We start from the raw sequence: 22,839 nt of genomic DNA, 5'->3' as shown, positions 1-22,839 counted from the left end.
AATTTAGAATGTTTAAGGAATGTTATGTCTCAGCATCAGCTTGATCGTATCGATAAAGAGATACTAAGAATTCTGCACATGAAGGGGCGCTTGCCTGTGGTTGAGCTGGCCAAGCAGGTTAACCTAACGACTTCTCCTTGTTCTGATAGATTGAAGCGATTAGAAAAAGAGGGTTACATCACGGGTTACCACGCAGAGCTGTGTTCCGAGAAGTTGGGGCTCGATGTTCAAGTCTTTATCCATATTCGTCTCGACCAAACCAGCTTTTCAATCTTTGATAAATTTGCCCAAGCTGTGGAAATGATGCCTGAGGTGGAAGAGTGTTATTCGTTGTCGGGAGACTTTGACACCATGATCAAGGTTCGAGTGAAAGACATGAAGGCATACCAAGCGTTTATGGCCACCAAGTTAGGGACCTTGCCTGGTGTGATTCAGACGCGCAGTGAAGTGGTGATTGAAGAGCATAAAAAGGGCTTTGGTGTGAACCCTGAGCTGTTAGCGACTTTAACTTAGCGCGCTTCTAACTTGAGCCAGTTTTGATAGATATAAAAAATGGAAGCCAATGAGCTTCCATTTTTTTTGACTGCCAGAAAGGAGCAATCAGATAAGTATGGTTATAGACGATTTACAGTGTAATCGCCGCTGAAATAAGACCAATCACACCACCGAATACACCACCCCACACGACAAGCCAGCCAAGGTGTTTCTTGATCATGGTTTGAACCATCTCTTTTACCAGTTTCGGTGTCAGTTCATTCAAACGCTGGTCGATGATGGCTTCGATGTTCTCTTTGATTTCATCCATAATTGCTGGTGATTCCAGTTCTTCCTTGATGGCATTCTTCACTGAATCACTCTTGCTGATTTCGATGACAGATTCTTGCATCTTCTCAACAAATGGCGCTTTCATTGGCTCTAATGCTTCCGTACCACCAAACATTGCTAGCATGCCGCCAAACTGTGAGTTTTCGATAACGTTAACCAGCGAATCGAATGCAGGGTTGAAATCGATTTTCTTAATCACAGGCTCTAGGTTCAGTGATTGGCCACCGCTCATTTCGCTGCTTAGGAAGCGGTCGATGTTACGCTCAGTAAAGAATTGCTCCATCATCAGTTGTTTGATGGCTGCTTTGAACTCTTCAAATCGCGCTGGAATAACGCCAGAGCCGTATAAGCCGGGTACTTTCTCGAACAACATGTGAATCGCAAGCCAGTTGGTGATGGCACCAGAAAAGGCGAATAGTCCCGCGTAAAGTAGGTATTGATTTGTTGTCGCATAGCCGCCAGCAAGCAGTGCTAACGCGATAACGTTAGTTAAGACACTTTTGTTCATGGTTGATCTCTAGAAAGAATATTGCGCGCATTTTAAGAAAAAAACGCCAAGAAAAAAACAAAAGGATCGATGAAGTTGATGGAACAGGTGGCAAAGATCGCTGAACTACGGACATAAGAAAGGCTAGCCTCCCCCCGAAGTCTAGCCTTATTCCAGAACGTGCAAGCGAAGCCGTCTTGGTTTGTTAAAGTCATTATATAATTACGACATAACATTCTGCCATGTGTAATTTGCCGCTATTTAGCAAATTGGTGTGAAATACGCCGCACTTTTAAAATAGCATAAGTAGTTGCAGAATGTTCTATCGAGACGGTTGTCATCTTACCGGAAATTTACTCTCTACACTGATAGAGTGATTTCTACTGGTGCAAAGAAAATATTGACTTCATACCTTTCCTGATTTCTATACCAGGGCTAACTGTAAGGTTAGGTTGTTATATAAAAGACAAACTCACAATAGGCCAAAAATATCATAGAACTACATTTTATGTTTGGCACTTTTATAATACAAATTGTATATAAAACATACAGATCGAGTGTTGGGCTATATTTAGAAATTTCCATTTTTGTTCTTGCATTAATTGTCAGCAGATACTAAACAATAAGTAGTGAAACCACTATTTAAGGAAAAATAGCATATGAATAAGTCTCAACTAGTTGATCAAATTGCGCTGTCAGCGGATATATCAAAAACGAAGGCTGAAAAGGCTTTGAAAGCTGTTATGGAAAGTGTGAGCCATGCGCTCTCTAATGGTAATGAAGTTGCGCTGGTCGGATTTGGTACATTTAGAGTTAACGAGCGTGCTGAACGTAAAGGGCGTAATCCGAAAACAGGTGAAGAAATAACGATTGCGGCGGCAAAAGTTCCGACATTTAAAGCTGGAACAAAACTGAAGGCGGAATGCAACGCTTAAATGCGGTTTACCTAAATTCTAACTTCAGCTAGTAAAAACATACATAGAGAAAAGGCTGTCAAAAGGCCTGTCTCTTATACACAAATCCCTAAGCCACGCTTGGGGATTTTTTTTGAACTATTTTTAGGTTTCATGATCTGATCATCTAAGCAATGACAAGGATGATTATCATGACCTATATAGAGCCAACCCTTTGGGCACAAAAACAGTTCGGTCAAGCCCACCTTAATGACCCTAGACGCACTCAAAGACTCGTTGCTCTCGCAGCCTCACTGGCCGAGCAGCCTGGCGTACCCGTCTCGAAACTCATTATATCCCCTGCTGAAATGGAAGGGGCTTATCGCTTCATCCGTAATGAGCAAATCAAAGCAGAAGATATCGCAGAAGCGGGTTTTTATGTCACCGCACAAGAAGCATTAGAGCAACAAACACTTCTTGCCTTAGAAGACACCACTTCTCTCAGTTACTCCCATCGCAGCATTCGAGATGAACTCGGGCACTCTAATCAAGGCAATCGACATCGCGCCATGTTTGTACACTCAACCTTACTTTTTGCTCCCGACACTCAATCTGTTATTGGTTTAATTGAACAACAGCGCTGGACTCGTGATATAGAAAAGCGAGGTCAAAGGCACCAGCATGCGACTCGACCATACAAAGAGAAAGAAAGTTATAAGTGGGAACAAGCCTCTCGCCATGTCGCTGAGCGACTTGGCGATAAAATTTCGGATGTCATTTCTGTGTGCGATAGAGAAGCCGACCTATTTGAATACCTCACTTACAAGCGAGAGCAACAACAAAGGTTCCTCGTTCGCTCAATGCAAAGCCGCTGTATTGAAGAGCACGATAATCGTCTTTATAGCTATGCTTCTACCCTGTTATCAGCCGGAGAGAAAGTGCTCGAAATACCGCAAAAAGGCGGTCGTAAAGCTCGCAAGGCTCATTTAGATATCAAATATGCCCCCGTGACACTCAAGTCTCCTGCTAACAAGAAAGAGTTCGATAACATTCCGCTTTACTACGTGGGATGTATAGAACAAGGAGAGAGTGGTAATAAGCTCGCATGGCACTTACTGACTTCAGAGCCGATAACGAGCAAGGAAGAGGCACTCAAAATCGTCAGTTATTATGAGCGGCGCTGGCTGATAGAAGATTTTCATAAAGTCTGGAAAAGTGAAGGGACTGAAGTTGAGCAACTGAGAATGCAAAGTAAGGATAACTTAGAAAGGCTCAGCGTCGTTTTGGCTTTTATCGCGACTCGGTTACTCCAGTTGAGGTTTATGAATGAATCAGACGAGTTATCTAAGAGCAGTTGTGAGCAGGTATTAAAAGGCAAAGCGTGGAAGTTAATGTGGCTCAAGTTGGAGAGCAAAAAACTACCGAAAGAAGCGCCTAATATATCATGGGCTTACAACGGTATTGCTCGGTTAGGTGGTTGGAAGAATACCAAGCGAACAGGTCGCGCTTCTATAAAGACGTTATGGCAAGGATGGCTTAGGTTACAAACCATCCTTGAAGGGTATGAACTCGCCAAGTCTCTTGATTAACCAGACTTGTGATCAAGAGACAGGTCAAAAGGCAGCCTTTTTAGTTTAACGAGTCCAATTATTATTAACACTTACCTGATCTTCAACGTAGGACAATCATGTAAGCAACGGTCTGTATACTTTTGATCATCCATGCTTACTTATCTTACTTGGGTTTCCCATAACCTTCTTTTGTTCATAATCAAACGAAGCCATTGCTATGATCAGAAAGCACTCGCTATGACGCGTGATTTGAATTCAGTCTAAGAGACGTCACACCCACTTCAGTAGTTTGAGTCAATTAGAACTTCTTCGCCATACCTACCTGCCTGAGGCAGCGGAGTATAGGTTGTTTGTGCGCCTCTTAGAAAGCGTATAGCTTTTGCGCCTGCTTCACGAGAGCTGGTGATATCTTCGTCTGAATCACCGTAGTATTGGGCAATTTTTGCCATTTTAAGTTGTTTTACCTTATCTAAAGAGCCAGAGAATATGACGGGTTGAATTTGTTCCCTGTATTCTTTTGGAAATATATTGCGTAAGGTTTCGGTGATAGTTTCTTGTCCTTGAGGAGCAGTGCGGCCAGTAATGAAGTATATGGTATCACCGTGTTTTAGGTGCATTGATACTATTTCTACCGCTGACTTTTTTGGGATAGAAAAACGGTCAAGACCCGTAGAAGCCTCATTCCAAAAATTTTGGTTCTTTAGGTAATTAAAAGAGTCCGGAGAATATTTTTGTTTACCGTAATGAAAAACAGGACTTGAGAACAACATAGTATCATCAATATCTAAACCAACATTAATTGGGTGCTCAGGAAGCTCTGAAGCAATCTTGTCAACAGTTGTCCAACTGATATCCGAGTAATGCGTTGGTGCTTGTTTTGAAAGAGTATGCATATCTATGGTTGCATTAGTATTGGCGAGTACTGATACCGAAAAAAGTGAGCTAAGTACAATGATGGTAGACGTCTTCATTTTTAATCCTAGTAAGAGTTTGTATGCTTGTGGCTTAGGTTTCAATCGATCTTACATCTTTTATTATGCTGTGCATTCGCTCAAAATTAGTTTTTATTAATGGCTTTTCAAAGTGTCTTGAAATCCTGTGTTTCATCGTTGTCGATTTAGAAGTGTGCCCAGTGTGGTGTGCTGTTTATTTAATGGTACTGACAGTCTCGTTGACCCATGTTATCTATTCACTTTTTGTCCTGAAGTTTTTAGATCCGATGAACTTACCGTTTGGTGAACATTGATGTAAATCGAATTGATTTAAGTCGTATCTTGAGGTGTCCATACTGAAACCTTCCGAAGTTCTATCTCTAAATTAAATTTCGATTCACATAACAGATTGATGTAAATTGAGTTTTATAATCCATGCCAGCATCATAGCTCTGATGACATTCAAACCAAGGAAAACAAATAGAAATACCAAACCTTCCCTTAAGTTAAACCTAAATTAGTGGAACTTGAAGTAAGTCATCAATCAGAAACCACATTATTGAAAGTTCTTTCATAATTAAATTAGGTCAAAAAATGAAAAAAATATTGATCACTTGTGCTACCAGTAATATTGGCTCAGCTCTAGCTAAAAGATTGGCTGCAGACAACGAGCTTTATCTTGCCGCTCGAGATACAGCTAAATTGGACAATATTGTCGATACCGTCGTCACATCAGGGCGTCATAGTGTACTGGCACATCACCTGGACTTCTTCGACAAAGGATCTATCGACCTGTGTGCAGACTCCATTACTGAGTTTGGTGGGCTGGATGGATTAGTTTTTATCATTCCAAGGATTCCGCCTTCTAGTAGTGTATTTCCGGACGATGAGGCTTGGAGAGACTTGTACGAAAAATATTTTATATTACCTTTGAGGCTTATCAAAAAGCTTGTTAATCACTCACGATTAAACAGTGGGTGTAAGATCGTGTTGATTTCCGGTCTAAGCTCAAAGAGTGCTCTAACACATTATTCTACAAATAATTGTCTGAGAAGTGCTTGGGTTGGACAAGCAAAAACGATGGCGTTGTATTTAGCCTCTCAGAACATATCTGTGAACACTATTTCACTCGGAGGTGTCATGACTGAGAGTTACACTCAAAAGATGCGAGATAAAGCAGAGGCTCAAGGGGTCAGCTTTGAAGAATTTATGGTTAGTGAAGTTGCAAATATCCCACTGAAAAAGTACGCCACGGTAAACGATGTTACAGAATCTATAGTTGCCTTGTTAGGTCCATTAGCGAATCATATGACAGGGCAAAATATTTTGTTAGATGGTGGTTTTAACAAGGCGTATTGATTGAATTATTTTAAACTTGTATGGACTCAGAGGTAGCTTTTCAACGGCTCCTTTGAGAGTGTCCAGAATTCTGTGTAGCTGTCTAGACTTTAGCCTCAAAGGCTAAAGATCGACAATATGGTTAAGAAAGCACTTGAAGCTTTTGCTCGTGAGGCAGCAAAGTCAATTAAGACAGAATCTGATCTTGATGACTCTTGAAAACTGTTAACCAAGGTGACCGTTGAAACGGCCTTAAACGCTGAACTCGATGAGCACCTTGGATAGCAAAACCACGAATTTAGAGTGAGTTCCAATTCCCGCAACGGCTAATAGGGTAAGTTAATCCTCGCGATCGTGAAGCTAGTTTTTAGCCTCAACTCGTCCGCAAACACCCAACTCACTTTCAATCCATGGACCACAATATATTAAGCTTGTACGCAAAGGGCATGGCCACACGTGACATCGTCGCAACGTTCAAGGAAATGTATGATGCTGCTTTCTCACCAACGCAGATATCAAAAGTAACGGGCTCGGTGCTGATTAAGTGATTTAATGTCAGTCGCGACCTCTCGACGATATTTACCCTACTGTCTCAAAGCGCGATTAGTCAGATGATGTCATAGTTTTATGGCTTGGTTGATCATCTAGGCTATTGCCTAGAAGACGGTAATTTATGATCTCTCCAAGCTTAATTCGGTTTAGATAGTCTTCGACTTCGTGTTTAACTAACGGGGCAAACAAATAAAGACCGATGACGTTAGGCAACGCAATTAGAAATACTAGGGCATCAGAGAACATCAGTACAGCATCGAGATGGAGCATGCTGCCTAGAGCAACAAAGCAACAGAACATAAGTTTGAATAAAAATTTTGAGTGACGCTTCTCACCGAAGAGATACGTCCACCCCTTCAACCCATAGTATGACCATGCAATGGTAGTTGAAAAAGCAAATAACAGAGCTGCAATTGCTAGTGGATAAGGGGCCCAAGTAAAATGATGTGCAAAGACAGCCGAAGTTAATTCAATACCGACAAGGTCACCATTAATCAGACCGGCTGGATAAGCAGTAGAAATCACCACCAGGGCGCTCAGAGTACAAATAACAACGGTGTCAATCAGTGGTTCAAACAAGGAGACTAGGCCTTCAGAAGCTGGTTCCTCTGTTTGTACCGCCGAGTGGGCAATGGATGATGAGCCTATTCCGGCTTCATTAGAGAATACGGCCCGTTGGAATCCAACTATGATGGCTCCAATTGCACCACCAGTGGCACTTTCTAGGCTAAAAGCGTGTAAGAATATGAGTGATACAGCACTTGGTAAGTGCTCTACGCTTTTGATAAGAATAATGCAGGCAGAAATCACATAGAGAATAGCCATGATCGGAACAAGTTTGGCGGTTACCTTAGCGATGGAACTGATACCTCCAAGAATGACTAGAGCTACTAGCACCGCCATAATCAAACCAAACAGCCAACCTTTATCGGCAAAGAAGCTTTGGCTTTCTCCTGTGATAACCAGTAACTGTGAATAGGCTTGATTTGATTGGAACATGTTGCCAATTCCTAAGCACCCAATAACAAGAGCAAGTGCATAAAAGCTTCCTAAACATTTACCTAAAGTCGGGTAGTTACGACTTTTTAAATAATGCTCAAGGTAGTACATAGGGCCACCTGAAATACTGCCATCTGGATTTACTTTTCGGTACTTTACACCCAAAGTACACTCAACCAGCTTGGTCGACATACTGAGAAAGCCAGCCATGATAAGCCAGAAAGTTGCGCCTGGTCCGCCAATAGTGATTGCTACGGCGACGCCACCAATATTACCAATCCCGACGGTCCCTGATATTGCAGTGGCAACAGCTTGAAAGTGAGAAATTTCCCCCGTTGCTCTTGGGTTGGTGTAGTCGCCTCTAATTAATCGAAATGCTGTTGCCAAACCACGTAAATTAACAAAATTCAAATAAAAGGTGAAAAAAATAGCGGCAACGCTTAGCCAGAGAACAATGATGGGCACTGAGTAACCGAATAAGTTTATTTTGTAGAAAACGATTGAAGAGAGTTGGTGTGCGATAGGAGAAATGATGGAATTGACTTGCTGATCAAAGTTAAGTGCTTGAGCAGAGTTTGTGGCCAAAGCGGGAGAAGACAAACTTAATGGTACAAACCAAGCTAGCACTCGAAAGGCTTGATTAAGTGGATGTAGATGCATTGCTTAAAGTCCTGCGTTATTAACGGCATAGGATTCATCTTAGATAAAAGATCCGAATACTATTAGAGCCAGAAGTATGTTAAAAATGGGGCCAGTAAGTTGCTAAATTGTTGATAGTTATAATAAAATGAAACATTTGTTTTACATGGAGTTTGACGAAGGTGCCAGTCTACAAACTCAGATTAAGAATATGATCACCTCCAGCATTCTCGATGGTCACATTAGTTCAGGTGCACCATTACCTTCATGTCGAGAGCTAGCAAAAACGCTTGGAGTTTCCCGTAATACTGTGGTTCTTGCTTATGAGAGGCTGATTGAGGAAGGGTATGCAATTGCCAAAGAGAGAAAAGGATTCTTCGTCCACTCTACTTATGACGAGAATCTAGTGGCAAGTCACTCCTCTTTACCGTCAAGAGGATCGAATGTTAATTGGGATAATAAGCTTAAACTGATGCCGTCTGAGCAACATCTTTTTTATAAACCGGATGCTTGGAAACAGTGTGAATACCCATTTATTTATGGGCAACCTGACCCTGATTTTTTTCCTGTTAGGGAATGGCGCGAGTGCTCTCAGCGAGCTGCACAGACTTTGCATGCAAAAGAGTGGCTTCAAGACCGTTTCGATGAAGATGACTCGTTATTAATTGATCAACTTAGGACTCGTATTCTTGCTCGCCGAGGAGTTCGTTGTAACAAAAATGAGATCTTGCTTACGGTGGGTACCCAGCATTCATTATATCTACTGAGTCAATTGCTCGGAGGCGATCACGCTTGTCTCGGGTTAGAGACTCCCGGTTATTCCGATGTTCGTCACATTTTTGATCTTAACCAAACACAACTTCGTGAGTTGGACGTAGATGAAGGTGGGTTGGTCGTGAACCAAAAGATTGATGGTTGTGACTATGTATTTGTAACGCCCAGCCATCAATCACCTACAACTGTCACCATGCCGCTTGAGCGTCGCCTTAAGCTGTTGCAAAAAGCGGCTGACCATGATCTTGTGCTTATCGAAGATGATTACGAATGCGAGCTTAATTTTCATTCAGCGCCAACTCCGGCACTGAAGAGTCTAGATAATGAAGGTCGGGTCATTTATATAGGTAGTTTGTCAAAAACACTTGCTCCGGGCTTGAGAGTTGGCTACTTGGTTGGGCCAGAAGCCTTAATACGTGAAGCTCGTGCGCTGCGGCGATTAATGATGCGTCACACTCCATCGAATAATCAACGCGCATTAGCACTTTTTCTAGCTGGCGGGTACCACGATACTTTAGTACACAGACTGACGCTTAGATATTCTGAGCGCTATGAGGTGCTAAAAACAGCCTTACAAGAGTTTCTTCCTAGCGTGGAATTAACACCATCATTAGGCGGAAGTGCGATTTGGCTTAAAGGAGCTCCAGATTTAGACTGTGTCCGTTTACAAAGAGAAGCGTTGAAACATGGTGTGTATATCGAGACTGGAATACAGCACTTTCATCAACTGTCCAATAACGAATATGAGGCAAGCCGATATTTCAGGTTGGGGTTTTCTCTGATAAAGACGGACCGTATTCGAGATGGAGTCCGTCTTTTATCGTATGCGGTTGAGCAAGTGCTTTCGACTACAACGCTGGCGTGAGTATCTTCTCTTCTACTTCTGTCAGTGCTTTGTCGATTGCTTGTGCTATCAGGTCGATCTCGTATTGCTGAGTAATAAGCGCAGGACTCAAACACAAGGTGTTATTGAGTGTCTGGAATGAGCGATTCGTTCTGCCAATAATAACGCCTTGTTTTAGGCAGTTAGCCGCAATGGCAGCACTTATACTCTCATCAACAGGTTGCTTGGTTTCTTTGTCTGTTACAATCTCGAGGCCGACGAAGAGACCTTTACCACGTACATCACCGACAATGGGGTGTTTTTTCTGTAACTCAAGCATCTTTTCTTTCAGGTATTCGCCTTGTATCCGTGCATTTTCGACCAAGCTTTCTCTTTCTATGATCTCTAGATTAGCTAGTGCAGCGACAGGCCCTGCAGTACAACCACCAAACGTAGAAATGTCGCGGAAAAAATCCATACGACTGGTTGTATCTTGATCATGGATCAATTGATAAATACGCTCCGTGGTTACCGTGCATGAGATAGCGGCATAACCTGATGCAACACCTTTAGCCATAGTGACGATATCAGGCTGTATGCCGTAATGCTGATAGCCAAACCACTTACCAGTTCGGCCAAGGCCACATACGACTTCATCGATGTGCAGTAGTACATCATATTGGTGACATATTTCTTGTACACGTTGCCAGTAGCCAATTGGTGGCTCAATAACACCGCCTCCTGCCGTAATAGGCTCAAGGCAAATAGCGCCAACGGTATCAGGTCCCTCTCTCAGTATTACTTTTTCAATTTCATCGGCGGCTTTAAGACCATAATCTTCCATTTCGCCCCATTGAGAACGATACTCACAGCAGTGAGGTACGCTAACAAATCCAGGAGTAAATGGCCCGTATTGATCGCGCCTTTCTTCTTGGCCTGTTGCGCTTAAGCACGTAATCGTTGTGCCATGATAGTCGCGCTCGCGATAAAGTATCTTGTACTTTTTTCCGCCATATTTTTTTGCAGCAATTTGCCTTACTAGTTTAAATGCTTTCTCGTTGGCCTCAGAACCAGAATTTGAGTAATAAACGCGGCTTAGTCCGGGCATTTTCTCAAGGAGCTTTTTGGCAAAGCGCCCAGCGGGCAGGTTACCAGCGGTTTGAGCAAAGTAGTTCATAGTCACTAATTGGTCTCTAACGGCATTCGCGATCTCTTCGCGGCCGTAGCCAACATTGACACACCAAACGCCACCCGAGACAGCATCTAAGTATTGTTTGCCGTGGACATCCCAGACATACATACCTTGGCCTTTTTCGATCATCATAGGCGTAGCTTGGTGTGGCTTCATATGGTGCCAGACGTGTTCATTGTTGCTGTCAACCAGTGATTGAATATCCATGTCCTTCATCATCAGCTCCTTAAGATTACTACTTTTTATAACGGCTTAACTTTGATACTCGATGAATGAACCATTAGGTCAGGTTAACTCACCACTGCTTAGTTAAGGTGTTGTGCGTGTGAATAAAGTTTACAGATCAATGTGACGAGTTGAGTAGAGCCAGATGTGGATAGTTTTAAGTCCAGTTCTGGTACCAAAAAAAATGCTTGTTGGCTCTACGCTCAATGGGTTAGGTCACCTACATTAATGGTTCTGTTTATGACTGGGTAGTAAAACAAGCAATGGACGTTATTTCTCTGTCAACCACAACCCTAGCTTTAACCACCTTGGTGGTGGTTTTAGCTTCTGTGCTATCGAGTTTGACAGGGAGTGCTGGTGGTATCTTGATGTTCACTGGCATGAGTGTATTCATTCCCGTGAGGCCATTAATTGCAATTCATGCATCCATTCAGATTGTGGGGAATGGCATTCGTGCTTGGTTATTGCGCCGTGAAGTTTCTTCCAAAATGTGCATACCATTTTGTATTGGTGCTTTGATCGGTGCTGCGTTGACGACCAGATTGCTGGTTGAGCTAGTAAGTGATTTGTTTGCCTTATATCTATTACTAATACTGATTGCTTATACATTGTTTAAACCCAAAAAACTGCCGATGTTAAAGATAAAAGATCGGAGTTTTTTTTGGGTAGGGTTGGCAGCAGGAAGTTTAGGAATTATAGCGGGTGCAGTTGACCCTTTGCTTACGGCATTTTTCATGCGTGATGATTTGTCAAAGGAAAGTATTGTTGCCAACAAGTCTATCATGCAGCTTCTTGTCCACTTAACCAAAATACCGGCATTTCTCTATCTTGGCTTTTCATTCTCTGACAATGCGGGGCTGATTGTAATTTTTGCTCTGGCTGCATTTTTAGCAACAAAGCTAGGAGTGTTTCTACTGACTAAGGTAAACACAGCCTTATTTTTACGTTTGATGTGGTGGGCACTGCTAATATCTGGCGGGCAATTGGCCTATCAAATTATCACAATACACCTTAACTAGAATAATAGGAAAGACTTATGACATTGGCTTATCAGGTAAAAAACCCTTATACACAAGAGAGCATTGGTCAATTTCACTTTAGTTCAAAAGAAGAAATTGCAAATTGTTTTGCCATCCTTCATGAGGGGCGTGAAGTACAGTCGAAGCTAAGGGCTTTTCAGCGTTCTGATATTTTGCGTAAATTAGCGGGTTTATTAGAAACCCATGCTGAATCTTTAGCATCAATGATAACGCAAGAAACAGGAAAAACGATCGCAGATAGCCGAATCGAGTTGACGCGTGCTATTAATACCACCATTGCTTGCAGTGAAGAAGCACGTCAAATCCAAGGTGAAGTGCTGGACTCTGATGCCTATGCACCTGCGAGAGGCAAAACTGGTGTTGTTCGTTACACTCCTATCGGTACCGTGCTATGTATTACACCTTTTAATTTCCCTATTAATATAGCAATGCACAAAATTGGCCCAGCTTTTGCTGCAGGCAACCGGATTATTTTTAAACCAGCACCGATTAACCATGGTTCAGCAGCAAAGTTGGTCGAGCTTTGCTACGAAGCGGGCATCCCAAAAGAAGTGCTGCAGCTTCTTGTGCCAGATATTGATCAAATGGCTGGGCTAGTGAGTCATCCAGACGTTAATGCGGTGAACTTCACCGGAGGTCATCCAGCGGCTGAAGCTATCGCTGCCCACGCAGGTTATAAAAAAATGCTGTTTGAATTAGGAGGCAGTGATCCACTCATTGTCATGCCTGATGCAGATCTTGAAGCTGCGGTTAATGCTGCTATTCAACAGCGTTTTGCTACGGCAGGTCAGCGCTGTACTGCTGCGAAACGTTTGTTTGTCCACCAAGACATATATAATGAATTTCGTGACTCACTGTTGAGCGCGAGCAGTGAGCTTGTTGTAGGTGATCCTGCTAAAGAAGCGACTTTTGTCGGGCCGCTTGTCAACGAGCAATCCGCTATTCAAATACAAGATGTGATTGATCAAAGTGTGAAAATGGGTGCCCACATTGTTCTTGGTGGACAAAGAGAAGGCAATATTGTTTTTCCGACCATATTAGAGAATGTGCCAGATGATAGCCCAGTGATGACAGAGGAAGTGTTTGGCCCGGTTATTCCATTGCGTGAGTTTGCGTCTATCGATGAGATTATTCCTGTTATCAATAGTAGTGATTATGGTCTTCAGGCTGGTGTATTTACTCATGACTTGAGAACAATAAATAGGTTGTTCGATGAGCTAGATGTGGGGACTCTTGCGGTGAATGACGGTCCTGGATTTAGAGCAGAGCACTTTCCATTCGGAGGAGTGAAGAATAGTGGTATTGGTCGAGAAGGAATAAAGTATGCGATAAGAGAAATGTCTGTTACTAAAACGCTAGTGTTATAAATATTTATCTATGGTGTGTTGATGTAGTTTGGACATTAGATTACGCAACTTCACTCATTTATGGGGAAGTTAAGCAAAAGGTAACTCGTTTTTCTCTAAATTAAAGCCCGTGAAGTTTTAACGGGCTTATCGGACAATACTTCACAGGCTTCGATTTTGAGAGCGATACTCATTTTTGTAAAAATAATTTTATAGCCTATGTTTATGATAAAAATGGGCTTTTATTGAGAACAACCTTATCTACCTATTGGTAGGTAGATAAGGTTGTTGACGCGAAACCGATCCGATCTTAAAGTACACCCACTGACGAGGAGATGGTCTCTGCTACTCCTCCATTTTTTTGAATAAGCTACCTATCTACTAGTAGGTAGTTTTTAGATTAAGGGTTTCATTATGTTTAACACATCTTCTATTGCACTAATTGTTGGCGGTTCTTCTGGTATGGGTAAAGCAACAGCAGAGCGACTGCTTAAGTCTGGTGTGCCTGTAATGATTCTCTCTCATGACAAACAGAATCTTGCTGAAGCAAAATTGGATCTGGAATCAACCACGAATGGTCATGTTGAAACGGCTCAGGTTGATTTATACGACCCTTCTGCTGTTCAAAGCTTTATTGAACAGTTAAATGCAGAAAAACGTCACATTGGCTACTTGGTGAATGCGGCTGGTTTCTTCAAACCTGTCGATTTCCTTGAGCATTCTGAGCAAGATTACGACCTTCAGTTAGATATGAACCGTGCTTTCTTCTTCATTACACAAGCTGTTGCGAAAAATATGAAACAGCACGGTGGTGGTGCAATTGTAAACATCGGTTCTATGTGGGCACATCAAGCAATTAAAGCAACGCCTTCTTCAGCTTACTCAATGCAGAAAGCGGCACTACATGCACTAACAAAAAACTTGGCCATTGAACTAGGTGACCACGGTGTACGTGTAAACGCAGTGGCTCCAGCAGTCGTGATGTCAACAATTTATAAGTCATTCATCGCTGAAGATGAGATTGAATCTGCATTACAAGGCTTTAACGACTTCCACCCAATCGGTCGAATTGGTTCTACAGACGATGTTGCCGACGGGATTGAGTACCTACTATCGAATAAGTCTTCTTGGGTAACGGGTACGATTCTAAACGTCGATGGCGGCGTGATGGCGGGTCGAAACTAAATTATTTACGACTTTTCAAGATGTGGCAGTTGTTTCAATAAAGAAATACTGTAACCAAACGAATAAAAATTAGAAATAGAAAGGCTAATGTATGCGTAAGATAATTGCACTTGGATTAATGGCTACTTCAATGAATACTGTTTTTGCTGCAGATGGGGCTTATACAGGAACTATTGATACGACAACGAGCAAAGGCAATCAAGTAAAGGTAGAGCGTGTTAAGGTTGATTTTATTCTTAAAGGAAGAAATAAAGCGTCAAATGGCGGTTTGAAATTTAGTTCGAATGCTTCACATGACCAAAAATTCCAATTGAAAGGTCGTCGTGATTAACGCTAAATCATGCCATGAAAATACTGTGCCGTCGGGTGCAGTTTTTTCGTTTTGTGATTAGGGGGAGCATTGGTGCGAACTAGGTAATAATGTGGACGGGCTTTGTTACGTAATTCAGCTTAGAGATAGAGTCGCCCGTTTCTTGTATTTCTTAGTCAATACGATAAAGTTTTAGGCACACCTAATCCAGTAAGCTTGTTCAACGTTTTTATAATCGCATAGGTTTCACCCACCTGAGCATTGTAGTTCCCCAGGCTTAATTTTTCACCTAGCAGCTGCTTTACTCGTTACATTGCGGTCTCGGATAGAGAGCGCTTGTGATAGCCATACCGCTTTTTACACTTCTTGTTGGAGCCGCAGAGCTTCTGGCAACCTACCCCTAAGTTTCGAACATGCCCTTGTTCTCAGAAGGCTGCCCTTTCTCTTGGCGGGATGAGCGGAACAGCTCGCTTGATCCGTATGGCATCATGGCAAATCCTTGTGTCATAAGCGCAATTGTCTGATATCTCGATGATTTTCCGACGTGTCTGCATGAGTAACTTGGGGAGCACTTCGGCATCGGTTACGTGAGATAAGCTCAGCTCTGCTGTGCTATTTCGTGGGGGCTTGTATCTACTGCGATGTGCAGCTTACGCCATACTCTGCGTATCCCGTCAGTTCTATGCTTCTTGACTTTACATTCACCTTCGCCATTAACCTTGAGACCAGTGGCATTAATGGCTAGGTGTTGTATCACACCTCTGGTTTTAGTTTTAAATGAAACCTCAACATCTTTAGATCGACGGCTTATACAGGTGTAGTGTGGGCAAACCAGCGGAATATTAGCCAGCTTAAATACGGAGTTTAGAAAACCTTGCAGCGCTTAAGATTATGATTTTCATAATATCTCCTAGATTTATGACGTTAATTTTATCCTACTAAATCCTCCGTAGCACTACTGTCAGCGAATTAGCAAATCATGCACTTCTTTTTGTAACAAATGGCGATCTAACGTGGTTGGTTGTAATAGCTCACCAATATTGACTTCGATACGAGACCAAAAACGAGTCGGGCGCTTAGTCAACGCGTGTCCATTTTTATGGCTGAAGAAAGAGCCCCATAAGCCCTTTAACGCCATTGGAATCACGGGTACAGGTTTTCTCTTTAAAATCTTCTCAACACCGGGTCTGAACTCGCCCAGTTCACCATTTGAGGTCAAACGACCTTCAGGGAAGAGACAAACTACTTCATCATTACTAAACGCTTGCTCAATCTGTTCGAAAGCTCTTTTGTAAGTCTCTGCACATTTGCGTGGAGAGCAGATTGGGATAACTCCAGCATGACGAAAAACGTGTTTAAGAACAGGTAGCTCACTGATTGACTTGTCCATCACGAATCGAACAGGGCGGGTTGATGTACCCATTAGAATCAAAGCGTCCACATAGCTTACATGGTTTGCCACAATCAGGGCAGCGCCTTGCTCCGGGATATGCTGACGACCGGTTACCGAAACTCGGTACAGGCAGTGGCTTAGCAAGTAGCTAATAAAGCGCTGAGTAAACTCAGGTACTTGACGGTAAACATAGATGGCTACGATGAAGTTACCGACGGCCAAAATCGCAAATAGCTCAACAATAGAGAACTCAAAAACACTTAACACCAAGATAGAAACAGCAGCGGAAGCGACCATAAACAGTGCGTTCATGATGTTGTTTGCCGCAATAGATTGAGCACATTCGCCTTCTTCTGAGCGCGATTGGATAAACGCATAAAGGGGAACAATAAATACACCTCCGCTCACACCTACCAAGAACAAGTCGATCATCACTCTAATATGCGAAGACTGAGCAACAAAGCTTTGTACATCGTAATATTGGCTTGGGAAAGATTCGATTGCAGGCACTGCCCATAAAAGGTCGGCACTGAAAATCGTTAAGCCCAAAATACCAAATGGTAGAATACCCAGTTCAACTTGATTGAAAGACAGCTTTTCACACAACCATGAACCTGTTGCGATACCCACTGAGAACAGAGCCAACAATAGAGAAACCACAGTGCTGTCTGCAAATAGGTGTTCACGAGCAAAATTTGGGAATTGAGTTAGGTAAGTCGCACCCATAAACCAGAACCAACTGATCGCGAGAATAGACATCCAAATACCGCGTTGTTTTTGTGCCAGTTTGAGTGTTTTCTTCAAACCAGTAATAGGTTCTAATTTTACTTTGTCACTTTTCTTACTTGGCAGAGAAGGGATGTTAGCGCTGCTTAAAAAGCCTAGAAGTGAAAGCGTAATTACAATGCAAGAGGCGATAATCATGCCGTTTGGAACTGCAAGCAGAAGACCTGCGCTTAATGTACCAATCAGGATAGAAAGGAAAGTCCCAATCTCAACCCAAGCATTACCTTTCACTAGATCATCCGATTTTAGCGCTTGAGGAAGTAGAGCGTATTTCACAGGGCCGAAGTAAGCCGATTGAGTGCCAGTCATGAAGAGTAGCACCAGCATTAGGATAGCACTCTGCGTCATGATAGCCGTCGCAGCACAACTCATGATCACCAATTCAATAAGTTTTAAGCGGCGGATTAGCTTAGCTTTGTCCATGTTGTCGGCAATCGCACCAGCGTGAGCTGAAAACAGAAAGAAGGGAAGAATAAATAAGCCAGCCGCAAGGTTAACAAAAAGATCGACCGACATCGGTAGTGAATCAATTTGGCTGTAGGTCACCATCAGCAAGAGAATATTTTTGTAGATATTGTCGTTCAGTGCACCAAGGCACTGAGTAACGAAATAGGGGAAGAATCGTTTAGTAAAAAACATGCTGGCTCCGTAGGGGCAAAATCGCGTTGAGATGGGAGCACTTTAATGGCTGATCTTTAGGAAACCAGCGTAAAGAAAAGAGTTACGTTATGAGAAACCAAAAGTAACACTTTGCGATACTTCTGGTTTCATTAACTTGAGACATTGAACGGATAGGTGCTTTTATACGTTACGAGATTAGCTTAATTTCGGAACCAGACGCTGAGCATTCTCAATGTAACGAACAAGATAAAGCCAGACAGTCCAATAAAGCCCAAGGTGATGAGATAAAAGAACAGACGCACCAAGCGAGCTTTCATTCGTTTGAAAAAACCGAGGCTTGGTGTAAGTTCAGGAACATGCTGAAAGCTTGAGATCATCACCCAAGCGGCAAGCGCCCACAACGCCGTTACGCCACTCGGAATAAGATAGGACTCCCCAACCACATCAGAAAGTTGCAAGAGTGTGGCAATGAACACCGCAAAACCAGCAAATGCAACCAACATAAACAAAGTGAGAATAGGTCTTGTCTTGATAGATAGGCTTTTGAGTTTATCGAGCATCAGTTCTTCCTATTTACGTTCCCAAGGGTTAAACAGCGGGAACGTCCAACGACGCATCGCAATCACCAGAGAGGTACCGTGCTTCTCGTTCATTTCCAGTGAATCGTCGCTTTGACAGATCGTATAAAACTCATCAATGACCTTTTGTAGCTTCTGCTGCATCTTCTTGTTAGTTGGCAAGCTCATTAAGCCCGTTGCCATCACTAGCTTTTCACCCTCGCTAGAGAAATAGCTCTGGAAGAAAGCTTCTTGAACTTGTTGCTGGAAGAAACACTGAATAGGGCCACCTGTGTGCCAACGGAAAGTCGGGGAAATACGCAGACGAATCTTATTGCCTGGCAGCAAGTCGATGATATTGAGACGATCGAGTTGGGCGAGCTTTTGTATCAGCTCTAACTCATCAAAGGTGTATTGCTCGATGATTTGCTCGAAGCGATAACCATTGACCACACAAACCGCAACCAACAATAAGCCTTTATCATCAACCAGCTGTTTTTCTTGTTCTAGCGTGAGCGACTCCAGCCCTTTGTTGTGTGCCGCAGCCCGCTTAAATAGCTCAGACATCTCCAAACCAATTAGTTGACAGATACGCTCCAATCGATCGAGGCTAATTTGACTGCCTTCTGCCAATAAGCGCTTTACGGAGCCCTCGCTTAACTCCAAATGTTGTGCAACATCGACATAGTGCAAGCCATACAGCTTGAGTTGGCGTTTGAGTTCTTTGATAAGGTCTTGACTTTCTGACATATTAACCTTTACTCCTCAGTGTAATTATTCTAGCGAGATTGATTTACTGTTCAATGTTCTCGATTCGCATATTCGACTATCTCAAGCGCTGTATCCAGTTGATACTGTTCAATCTAAGCTGGATATTCTTACACACGACAGCGTTAATCTAAAAGAAATCGACCCAATGATGAGTGTGGACTAATTATTTATCTGGTCGGTGATAATTGCGATTAATTGGGGGAAAAAAGCCCTTTTGCAGTGTTGCAAAATGTAACTCACATGATTCAATATGCTCGGTACTTATCGTCTTTATCGATTGGAAAGAAAGTGGCTAAATTAGCTAGAAAGACAGATATAAAATCAGTATTTGAACCACTTAACTTGCTTCTTCTTGTTTTTATGGCTTTGCTTACATTTCTATTTAAGTCACGACTCAAAGTTTTTCGCTGAACTCATCACACTGATTGCACTTATAACCCTGTTTATAGAAAAACAGAGGAAAGCCTAACAATATGAACACCAGAAACGCTGGCCGCTTACCCTTTGTATAGGCAGATAAGTCACTACTTCCGCAGTGAGGGCAAATGTCTAGCTTTTCTCCTATTTCTTGAGAGTGACTTTCTAGGCATTCAGAAAAATCACTATTAAGAATTTCGGTTGCTTCCTCTAAGTCTTCTTCTGAAACCATTAACCGAACACCTCCAATTGCATTCGAATATAGCCATTGTGTATTCACCGTATGTTCATCTCCAATGAAGCTTTTAATACCAGCACTTTCTAGGTTAGCTTTGGCAATATGGGCTTCATGTGGAAAAGAAAACCTTGCTACTACAATCATGAATTTCTCCTCAAGGCATAGACATAATGCCCCCACGAATGAGCTAAAGTCCTAACAGTCACCATTTCTCGATTATGACGCTGTGGAGTAGATAACCTTATCATCACAAAAGCTTACAGATTCTAAATGACTCACTTCTAACTTGTTCAACATTTCACTGTCTAGCTCATGAATTTTGAAACCGAAGACAAGGTGGATCCCCTCAAGTGCTTCATCAGAAAGTAACGTTTCTAGGATTAATGCTTGTTTTATAAGCATGAGCCCAGGTCGATTAGAAATATCCATATACATACTTCAATCTTTCAACAGCCTCACTCCCACTCAATGAACAAAGATAATAAAGTCATTAGCCACAAGGCTATCCTGAAACACTTACAAATCTATCTTAAACCGATGTTACTCGATAAAGCCCAAAATACCGACGTTTCCTGGGTCATGGCGATGGTCAAAGATGAAGCTCTTAAAGCCGTAATTGTGCATACTCGTGACAATTAAGCAAAACCCGCGAAGTTATTGGGCATTAGTCGTAGTAATTTCACTATCAAAATAAAAGATACAGCCTCTCAACGACAAGGCAGGTGAAGCTTAACTGTACCGGTATATTTGATGTGCTCTTTAAGAGTTTAGAACACCGACTTTCAACTAATCGTAACTCATTATTGGACAGAACTGAGTCAGTTATATTACTAAATTAGAATATAACGAATTAGTCCAAGTATGGAAAAGTAACGTCTAGTATAACGGGCTTTTGCTAGCCAAAATTGAATGAAACACCTAAATCACAGTGTTCCTTTGAAAAAATGCGCCACGAGTAAACGTCCCGTTAATGCATTTGTTAGGAGCGACCTTCCACGAATCAATCTCATGCACAACGTAACCTGAGAGCTTATTTATGTAAGTCTCTGGCGCTATCTGTCGGCTTAAGCTGGGAAATATATTCTCTCTGTAATTCTTATGGTGCAAAATGGATGCCCACCGAGTAATGACCAAAAAGTGGTTACTGTGCGTCAGACTGCGGGCTACAAAACCACCTAGCATTCCTTCAGCTTTTTGCATTTCTGGGTTCCAAACTCGCGTTTGGTCGAGCATGAATCTATCTACATCTTGTACTTCTTCACATTGAGCAAGACGAAGAATACAGCCTTCTATAGGTGCATCGTTGTTGCTCAAGGAGGGGATATTCAATACGTTTTCAAAGTATTGGATTTGGCAATGGCTCAAGGTATCTGATTGCTTACTTTTTTCAAATATACTGTCATGGATTGTATCCATAAAACGTACAACGTCTTCATCAGACTTCCATCCACCAAGAACTACAGCTTCCTCATCATTCGTCCAACCACCGAGTTGGCCTTCAAAACCATCACAACTATCTAGCTCACTCCAAGCTAGCTGTCCTCGGTAAAACTGTTCCTTTCTATCGGGTTTGATTGTGCATTTGATTAGTTTTGTAATTGCCAATAGAGAAGCTCCTAACGCCGCCTTCAGCCGCCGCCGAAGGCGGTCGGCTGGAAGGCTTTGTTATGTGGCGGTTGCAAATTTGCTGAGAGCAGAACCCTCGAACCTGAAATACTGCTTTTCTTTAACTTGATCTGCACCAATTGCAGCATAGAACTCACCAGCTACAGGGTTTGAACTTTCTGCTGTCCAATCTAGTCGATTGCAACCATTTTCAAGAGCGTAATTTGCAATGAATTGCATAAGCTGTTTTCCAACTCCTGTACCTCTTGATGATGCAGACGTAAAAAGATCTTTCATGTAGATTTGACCAGAAAGTCTTGGCGCAGGATATAAGACTGAGAATGTTGCTAAACCTACCGCTTGATCTGACTCATCTATAGCGAGAAGAACCTGAACCCCAGATATTTCGGAGAAAACTCTGCTCTGAAAATAATTCCTAATACTTTCAAGCGAAGCTGCTTTACCACCAAAGTAATATTCTTCCAGCTCCATAAAGATAGGCAATATCTGTTCAATATGTGTTTTATTAGCAAATATGATTTTCATGATTATTTTAATTGAGCCACATAACGCCTGCCATAATACGCCACAACGTATTACGATAATGTTGATAGACCACCGAAAACACTAAAGCCAATCAATACCTAGAATGCCGAGCGTTGGTGGTCGTATTGATGGCTTTGTTATATTTATTTGACTACTATGTGCTTTAAGTTTTCAACTCCACCTCTGATGGTACAGCTATTTGTTCCAGCTACCCAAACAGGTTTTTGTGCTGCATAAGCAGTTAGAACAAGACTTAGCGTCATTTGTCCCTCAGGCGTTGTTCCATCAAAAACATAGTTATACCATTGATTTGTATGACACTCAGGCAAACCAGAAGGATTAGTATCCACCGTAATTAGAACCTGTTTCCCATATTCGGGACCAGACAAAACTTGTTTGATCTTTGTCGGATTGGCTTCACTTGCCAAAGTTAAACTTGGCAAAAGACAAACTAATAAGATTAAATTTAATTTCTTCATATATACCTCATACATTTCAAAAATATAACATTCTTAATAACAGGCCGGCTCGTTTTCCCTCCAACCTAACTTACAATCAATCTACCATAAACCATTAAAAAATATAGAATATACATAAATTTTATTATTTTACCTTCACATAAAAACGAGCCGGACTGTTATCACTTTTTACGTGGCATGTTATCTTGGGGAGTTCTTGCTTCAACTTACCTATTAACAACGACTTACTAATTGCTCTGCCGACAAAATGAGCCACTACTCTTGATAAAACAAGCCGTTTTTCATACTCAAACTC

The 22,839-nt window shown here is 42.1% G+C and carries 21 protein-coding genes and 2 pseudogenes; 10 read left to right on the top strand and 13 right to left on the bottom strand.

Translation table 11 applies throughout. The annotated features are described in order from the left end of the window. Positions 1-24: 24 nt before the first annotated feature. Positions 25-513 (top strand): Lrp/AsnC family transcriptional regulator, encoded by a 489-nt coding sequence (locus OCV52_RS20840; protein ID WP_004736894.1) that lies wholly within the window; start codon positions 25-27, stop codon positions 511-513. A 112-nt stretch (positions 514-625) separates the two neighbouring features. Here OCV52_RS20840 and OCV52_RS20835 read toward each other — a convergent pair whose 3' ends face one another. Beyond that, on the bottom strand, positions 626-1,333 hold the full coding sequence (locus OCV52_RS20835; protein WP_137407942.1) for a DUF445 family protein: 708 nt from the start codon (positions 1,331-1,333) through the stop codon (positions 626-628). Between the two features lie 638 nt (positions 1,334-1,971). On the opposite strand from OCV52_RS20835, the gene OCV52_RS20830 reads away from it, so the two are divergent. Next, positions 1,972-2,247: an HU family DNA-binding protein gene (locus tag OCV52_RS20830; protein ID WP_063524878.1), complete on the top strand. Its 276-nt coding sequence runs from the start codon at positions 1,972-1,974 to the stop codon at positions 2,245-2,247. Positions 2,248-2,417: 170 nt separating this feature from the next. After that, entirely contained in the window at positions 2,418-3,794 is a 1,377-nt protein-coding gene (locus OCV52_RS20825; protein WP_102265919.1) for an IS4 family transposase, read from the top strand. A 263-nt stretch (positions 3,795-4,057) separates the two neighbouring features. On the opposite strand, the gene aphA is transcribed toward OCV52_RS20825, so the two are convergent. Continuing rightward, on the bottom strand, positions 4,058-4,792 hold the full coding sequence (aphA, locus tag OCV52_RS20820; protein ID WP_261900884.1) for an acid phosphatase AphA: 735 nt from the start codon (positions 4,790-4,792) through the stop codon (positions 4,058-4,060). A gap of 510 nt (positions 4,793-5,302) precedes the next feature. On the opposite strand from aphA, the gene OCV52_RS20815 reads away from it, so the two are divergent. Together OCV52_RS20815 and OCV52_RS25615 are read left to right on the top strand one after the other, a co-directional pair. Continuing rightward, on the top strand, positions 5,303-6,067 hold the full coding sequence (locus OCV52_RS20815) for an SDR family oxidoreductase (protein ID WP_137409055.1): 765 nt from the start codon (positions 5,303-5,305) through the stop codon (positions 6,065-6,067). A 117-nt stretch (positions 6,068-6,184) separates the two neighbouring features. Further along, positions 6,185-6,596, top strand: a pseudogene (locus tag OCV52_RS25615) (transposase); the annotation flags it as partial. 53 nt (positions 6,597-6,649) lie between these two features. Here the strand turns inward: OCV52_RS25615 and OCV52_RS20805 are convergent. Next, positions 6,650-8,224, bottom strand: a complete 1,575-nt coding sequence (locus tag OCV52_RS20805) for an alanine/glycine:cation symporter family protein (protein ID WP_261900883.1) — start codon at positions 8,222-8,224, stop codon at positions 6,650-6,652. 160 nt (positions 8,225-8,384) lie between these two features. Between OCV52_RS20805 and pdxR the strand changes: the two genes are divergently transcribed. Then, positions 8,385-9,875, top strand: a complete 1,491-nt coding sequence (gene pdxR / locus OCV52_RS20800; RefSeq protein ID WP_137409053.1) for a MocR-like pyridoxine biosynthesis transcription factor PdxR — start codon at positions 8,385-8,387, stop codon at positions 9,873-9,875. Here the strand turns inward: pdxR and OCV52_RS20795 are convergent. Further along, a complete protein-coding gene (locus OCV52_RS20795) occupies positions 9,859-11,244 on the bottom strand; it encodes an aminotransferase family protein (protein WP_206383582.1) in 1,386 nt (461 codons plus the stop codon). The two genes, pdxR and OCV52_RS20795, sit on opposite strands and share 17 nt — an antisense overlap. Before the next feature lie 269 nt (positions 11,245-11,513). Here OCV52_RS20795 and OCV52_RS20790 point away from each other — a divergent pair, with 269 nt between their 5' ends. From OCV52_RS20790 to OCV52_RS20775, 4 genes are all read left to right on the top strand, one after another. Beyond that, entirely contained in the window at positions 11,514-12,269 is a 756-nt protein-coding gene (locus OCV52_RS20790) for a sulfite exporter TauE/SafE family protein (protein ID WP_137409052.1), read from the top strand. 17 nt (positions 12,270-12,286) lie between these two features. Beyond that, positions 12,287-13,657, top strand: coding sequence for a sulfoacetaldehyde dehydrogenase SafD (gene safD / locus OCV52_RS20785; RefSeq protein WP_137409051.1), 1,371 nt, complete (start codon positions 12,287-12,289; stop codon positions 13,655-13,657). Positions 13,658-14,050: 393 nt separating this feature from the next. Beyond that, positions 14,051-14,821 (top strand): SDR family NAD(P)-dependent oxidoreductase, encoded by a 771-nt coding sequence (locus OCV52_RS20780; protein ID WP_137409050.1) that lies wholly within the window; start codon positions 14,051-14,053, stop codon positions 14,819-14,821. Between the two features lie 91 nt (positions 14,822-14,912). Further along, the gene (locus OCV52_RS20775; protein ID WP_063524886.1) at positions 14,913-15,152 is read left to right on the top strand and encodes a hypothetical protein; all 240 of its coding nucleotides are present in this window, start codon (positions 14,913-14,915) and stop codon (positions 15,150-15,152) included. A 155-nt stretch (positions 15,153-15,307) separates the two neighbouring features. Here the strand turns inward: OCV52_RS20775 and OCV52_RS20770 are convergent. The 9 genes and pseudogenes from OCV52_RS20770 to OCV52_RS20730 all read right to left on the bottom strand — a co-directional run. Next, positions 15,308-16,014 (bottom strand): annotated as a pseudogene (locus OCV52_RS20770) (IS5 family transposase); the annotation flags it as partial. A 78-nt stretch (positions 16,015-16,092) separates the two neighbouring features. Continuing rightward, positions 16,093-17,949, bottom strand: coding sequence for an MFS transporter (locus tag OCV52_RS20765; RefSeq protein WP_137409049.1), 1,857 nt, complete (start codon positions 17,947-17,949; stop codon positions 16,093-16,095). Positions 17,950-18,131: 182 nt separating this feature from the next. Then, a complete protein-coding gene (locus tag OCV52_RS20760) occupies positions 18,132-18,491 on the bottom strand; it encodes a hypothetical protein (RefSeq protein WP_137409048.1) in 360 nt (119 codons plus the stop codon). Positions 18,492-18,500: 9 nt separating this feature from the next. Further along, positions 18,501-19,238: a helix-turn-helix domain-containing protein gene (locus OCV52_RS20755; protein ID WP_137409047.1), complete on the bottom strand. Its 738-nt coding sequence runs from the start codon at positions 19,236-19,238 to the stop codon at positions 18,501-18,503. A gap of 415 nt (positions 19,239-19,653) precedes the next feature. Next, a complete protein-coding gene (locus tag OCV52_RS20750; protein WP_105023324.1) occupies positions 19,654-20,058 on the bottom strand; it encodes a putative signal transducing protein in 405 nt (134 codons plus the stop codon). 72 nt (positions 20,059-20,130) lie between these two features. After that, positions 20,131-20,349, bottom strand: a complete 219-nt coding sequence (locus OCV52_RS20745) for a hypothetical protein (RefSeq protein WP_137409046.1) — start codon at positions 20,347-20,349, stop codon at positions 20,131-20,133. Between the two features lie 483 nt (positions 20,350-20,832). Next, on the bottom strand, positions 20,833-21,519 hold the full coding sequence (locus OCV52_RS20740) for a DUF4937 domain-containing protein (RefSeq protein WP_170222482.1): 687 nt from the start codon (positions 21,517-21,519) through the stop codon (positions 20,833-20,835). Between the two features lie 60 nt (positions 21,520-21,579). Continuing rightward, positions 21,580-22,065 (bottom strand): GNAT family N-acetyltransferase, encoded by a 486-nt coding sequence (locus tag OCV52_RS20735; RefSeq protein WP_004741846.1) that lies wholly within the window; start codon positions 22,063-22,065, stop codon positions 21,580-21,582. Positions 22,066-22,208: 143 nt separating this feature from the next. Further along, positions 22,209-22,544 carry a hypothetical protein gene (locus tag OCV52_RS20730; RefSeq protein WP_137409186.1) on the bottom strand — a complete coding sequence of 112 codons (336 nt, stop codon included), beginning with the start codon at positions 22,542-22,544 and terminating at the stop codon, positions 22,209-22,211. Positions 22,545-22,839 lie beyond the last annotated feature (295 nt).

Source organism: Vibrio chagasii (genome assembly GCF_024347355.1).
GTDB classification, from domain to species: Bacteria; Pseudomonadota; Gammaproteobacteria; order Enterobacterales; family Vibrionaceae; genus Vibrio; species Vibrio chagasii.
This window is presented reverse-complemented; position numbering and strand designations above follow the sequence as displayed.

What these genes read in the sequence shown, in the direction of transcription:
- OCV52_RS20730 (WP_137409186.1), bottom strand. Translation starts at nt 22,544, where the DNA reads ATGAAGAAATTAAATTTAATCTTATTAGTTTGTCTTTTGCCAAGTTTA.
- OCV52_RS20735 (WP_004741846.1), bottom strand. Translation starts at nt 22,065, where the DNA reads ATGAAAATCATATTTGCTAATAAAACACATATTGAACAGATATTGCCT.
- safD (WP_137409051.1), top strand. Translation starts at nt 12,287, where the DNA reads ATGACATTGGCTTATCAGGTAAAAAACCCTTATACACAAGAGAGCATT.
- OCV52_RS20835 (WP_137407942.1), bottom strand. Translation starts at nt 1,333, where the DNA reads ATGAACAAAAGTGTCTTAACTAACGTTATCGCGTTAGCACTGCTTGCT.
- OCV52_RS20755 (WP_137409047.1), bottom strand. Translation starts at nt 19,238, where the DNA reads ATGTCAGAAAGTCAAGACCTTATCAAAGAACTCAAACGCCAACTCAAG.
- OCV52_RS20840 (WP_004736894.1), top strand. Translation starts at nt 25, where the DNA reads ATGTCTCAGCATCAGCTTGATCGTATCGATAAAGAGATACTAAGAATT.
- OCV52_RS20825 (WP_102265919.1), top strand. Translation starts at nt 2,418, where the DNA reads ATGACCTATATAGAGCCAACCCTTTGGGCACAAAAACAGTTCGGTCAA.
- OCV52_RS20750 (WP_105023324.1), bottom strand. Translation starts at nt 20,058, where the DNA reads ATGATTGTAGTAGCAAGGTTTTCTTTTCCACATGAAGCCCATATTGCC.
- pdxR (WP_137409053.1), top strand. Translation starts at nt 8,385, where the DNA reads ATGAAACATTTGTTTTACATGGAGTTTGACGAAGGTGCCAGTCTACAA.
- OCV52_RS20830 (WP_063524878.1), top strand. Translation starts at nt 1,972, where the DNA reads ATGAATAAGTCTCAACTAGTTGATCAAATTGCGCTGTCAGCGGATATA.
- OCV52_RS20790 (WP_137409052.1), top strand. Translation starts at nt 11,514, where the DNA reads ATGGACGTTATTTCTCTGTCAACCACAACCCTAGCTTTAACCACCTTG.
- OCV52_RS20780 (WP_137409050.1), top strand. Translation starts at nt 14,051, where the DNA reads ATGTTTAACACATCTTCTATTGCACTAATTGTTGGCGGTTCTTCTGGT.
- OCV52_RS20745 (WP_137409046.1), bottom strand. Translation starts at nt 20,349, where the DNA reads ATGTATATGGATATTTCTAATCGACCTGGGCTCATGCTTATAAAACAA.
- OCV52_RS20815 (WP_137409055.1), top strand. Translation starts at nt 5,303, where the DNA reads ATGAAAAAAATATTGATCACTTGTGCTACCAGTAATATTGGCTCAGCT.
- OCV52_RS20765 (WP_137409049.1), bottom strand. Translation starts at nt 17,949, where the DNA reads ATGTTTTTTACTAAACGATTCTTCCCCTATTTCGTTACTCAGTGCCTT.
- OCV52_RS20760 (WP_137409048.1), bottom strand. Translation starts at nt 18,491, where the DNA reads ATGCTCGATAAACTCAAAAGCCTATCTATCAAGACAAGACCTATTCTC.
- OCV52_RS20775 (WP_063524886.1), top strand. Translation starts at nt 14,913, where the DNA reads ATGCGTAAGATAATTGCACTTGGATTAATGGCTACTTCAATGAATACT.
- OCV52_RS20795 (WP_206383582.1), bottom strand. Translation starts at nt 11,244, where the DNA reads ATGATGAAGGACATGGATATTCAATCACTGGTTGACAGCAACAATGAA.